Here is a 2,885-nt window from a genome sequence, read left to right as displayed (position 1 = left end):
CCACCTTCTACGGCAAGATCCAGGCGCTGCACAGCGTCAACGTGGAGATCAACCAGGGCGAGATCGTTACCCTGATCGGCGCCAACGGCGCCGGCAAGTCGACCTTGCTGATGACCCTGTGCGGCTCGCCGCAGGCGCACAGCGGCAGCATCAAGTACCTGGGGGAAGAACTGGTCGGCCAGCCGTCCTCGCACATCATGCGCAAAAGCATCGCGGTAGTGCCGGAAGGTCGCCGCGTGTTCGCCCGCCTGACGGTCGAGGAAAACCTGGCCATGGGTGGTTTCTTCACCGACAAGGGCGACTACCAGGAGCAGCTGGACAAGGTGCTGCAGCTGTTCCCGCGCCTGAAGGAACGCTATATCCAGCGCGGCGGCACCATGTCCGGTGGCGAACAGCAGATGCTGGCCATCGGCCGGGCGCTGATGAGCAAGCCCAAGCTGCTGCTGCTCGACGAGCCTTCGCTGGGCCTGGCGCCAATCATCATCCAGCAGATCTTCGACATCATCGAACAACTGCGCCGTGATGGCGTAACGGTGTTCCTGGTCGAGCAGAACGCCAACCAGGCGCTGAAGATCGCAGACCGCGCCTATGTGCTGGAGAACGGCCGGGTGGTGATGCAGGGGACGGGTGAGGCACTGCTGACCGACCCCAAGGTACGCGACGCGTATCTGGGTGGTTGATTGGGAAAGGGCCTTCGGGCCCTTTTTAATGCCTGCAAGGAATGAATTGCCATTGCCGGCCCTTTCGCGGGTAAACCCGCTCCCACAGAGGTAGCACCATGCTTGAATCTGGCGCCGTACCTGTGGGAGCGGGTTTACCCGCGAAGAGGCCCGCACAAGCAACCATTAACTTGAGATCCACCGCCAGCCTGCGTAACGTGGCCCGCTTTCACGGCAAAGATCCCGGAGCCTGCCCTATCATGCGCCTCACCCCCACCCTGCTGCTCACCGCCATGCTGCCCCTGTTCGCCGGCTGCCAGCTCATGGCTGACGCCCCCAGCGACCCGAACATCGGCACCACGCGCATGCAGGGCGAGCTGCGCGCCGCCGGCGGCCAGCTGCTGTTCAAGCCCTGCAGCGAAAACCGTACCTTCGTGATCAACGACGTCGGCGCCACCGGCATCCTGCAAGAAGCCGCCAATCTCGCCGAAGACGCAAACGACAAGCTGTTCGCCGACGTCCGTGGCCGCCTCGCCGGGACCAAGCAGGCCAATAACGACGGCCAGTTCGAGGTGCGCCGCCTGTACCGTCTGGAACCGTCCACGCGTGCCTGCGAAGACCCCAATTTCAAGCAGCTGACGCTGCGCGCCAACGGTCATGAGCCGGACTGGGACATCAAGGCCAGCGGCAAGGGCATGGTGCTCAACCGCGTCGGCCAGCCCCCCCTGCCCCTGCCCTTCCTGGAAGAAGAAGTACCCGGCGGCGGCCTTACCCTGAGCAGCGAAGCCAACGGCCAGCACGTCGAACTGTGGGTCGCACCGCAGCGCTGCGTGGGCAGCGCCACAGGCGCCATCTACCACCTGCGCGCCGAACTGCGCATCGACGGCAAGACCTTGCAGGGCTGCGGCTACTACGGCGGCGCGCGCGACAACTGATCGCCGGGCGCTTTTTATCCTGCCAGTCGGGGCGGCTAACAGCTTATACTTGGCGGTTTGTGTAAAGCCGCCGGCCGCCCATGGCCGGGATACTGGACCCTGCCATGCTACGAATCACCGAACTGAAGCTGCCCCTGGACCATCCCGACGAAGCCCTGCGTGATGCCATCATCCAGCGCCTGGGCATCCGCGACGAGCAACTGATCAGCTTCAACCTGTTCAAGCGCAGCTACGATGCGCGCAAGAAGAACAGCGAACTGCTGTTCATCTACACCATCGACCTGGAAGCCAGCAACGAAGCCGAGCTGCTGCTCAAGTTCGCCGATGATCGCAATATCGGCGTGGCACCCGACGTCACCTACAAGTACGTCGGCCAGGCCCCGGCCAACCTTGAACAACGTCCGATCGTGGTCGGCTTCGGCCCCTGCGGTATCTTCGCCGGCTTGCTGCTGGCGCAAATGGGCTTCAAGCCGATCATCCTCGAACGCGGCAAGGAAGTGCGCCAGCGCACCAAGGACACCTGGGGCCTGTGGCGCAAAAGCGTGCTCAATCCCGAGTCCAATGTGCAGTTCGGTGAAGGTGGCGCCGGGACCTTCTCCGACGGCAAGCTGTATAGCCAGATCAAGGACCCGCAACACCACGGCCGCAAAGTGCTCGAAGAGTTCGTCAAGGCCGGTGCCCCGGACGAGATCCTGTACATCAACAAGCCGCACATCGGTACCTTCCGCCTCACCGGCATGGTCGAGCAGATGCGCCAGGACATGATCGCCATGGGCGCCGAGGTGCGCTTTCAGGAGAAGGTCAGCGACCTGCTGATCGACGACGGCCAGGTGACCGGCGTGGTCCTGGAGAGCGGCGAGCAGCTGCATTCGCGCCATGTGGTACTGGCCCTTGGCCACAGTGCCCGCGACACCTTCCGCATGTTGCACGCCAAGGGCGTGTTCATGGAGGCCAAGCCGTTCTCGGTGGGCTTCCGTATCGAGCACCCGCAAACGCTGATCGACAAGGCGCGCCTGGGTAAATATGCCGGTCACCCGAAACTGGGTGCCGCCGACTACAAGCTGGTCTACCACGCCAAGAACGGCCGGTCGGTGTATAGCTTCTGCATGTGCCCGGGCGGCACCGTGGTCGCTGCCACCAGCGAGCCGGGCCGGGTGGTCACCAACGGCATGAGCCAGTACTCGCGTAACGAACGCAATGCCAACTCGGGTATCGTTGTCGGCATCGACCCCGAACGCGACTACCCGGGCGGCCCACTGGCCGGCATCGAACTGCAGGAGCGCCTGGAGGC

The 2,885-nt window shown here is 63.8% G+C and carries 3 protein-coding genes; all 3 read left to right on the top strand.

The features are described from left to right. Window positions 1-680, top strand: a 680-nt coding sequence (locus HP547_RS28165) for an ABC transporter ATP-binding protein (protein WP_172288755.1), incomplete at its 5' end; no start/stop codon positions are given. A gap of 239 nt (window positions 681-919) precedes the next feature. Next, on the top strand, window positions 920-1,594 hold the full coding sequence (locus tag HP547_RS28160; protein WP_172228554.1) for a COG3650 family protein: 675 nt from the start codon (window positions 920-922) through the stop codon (window positions 1,592-1,594). A 104-nt stretch (window positions 1,595-1,698) separates the two neighbouring features. Next, window positions 1,699-2,885, top strand: a 1,187-nt coding sequence (locus tag HP547_RS28155; protein WP_172288753.1) for an NAD(P)/FAD-dependent oxidoreductase, incomplete at its 3' end; no start/stop codon positions are given.

The sequence above is a fragment of the Pseudomonas sp. CM27 genome, from assembly GCF_013179515.1.
Lineage (GTDB): Bacteria > Pseudomonadota > Gammaproteobacteria > Pseudomonadales > Pseudomonadaceae > Aquipseudomonas.
The sequence above is the reverse complement of the archived record's forward strand: the minus strand, read 5'-3'. Positions and strand labels throughout refer to the sequence as shown.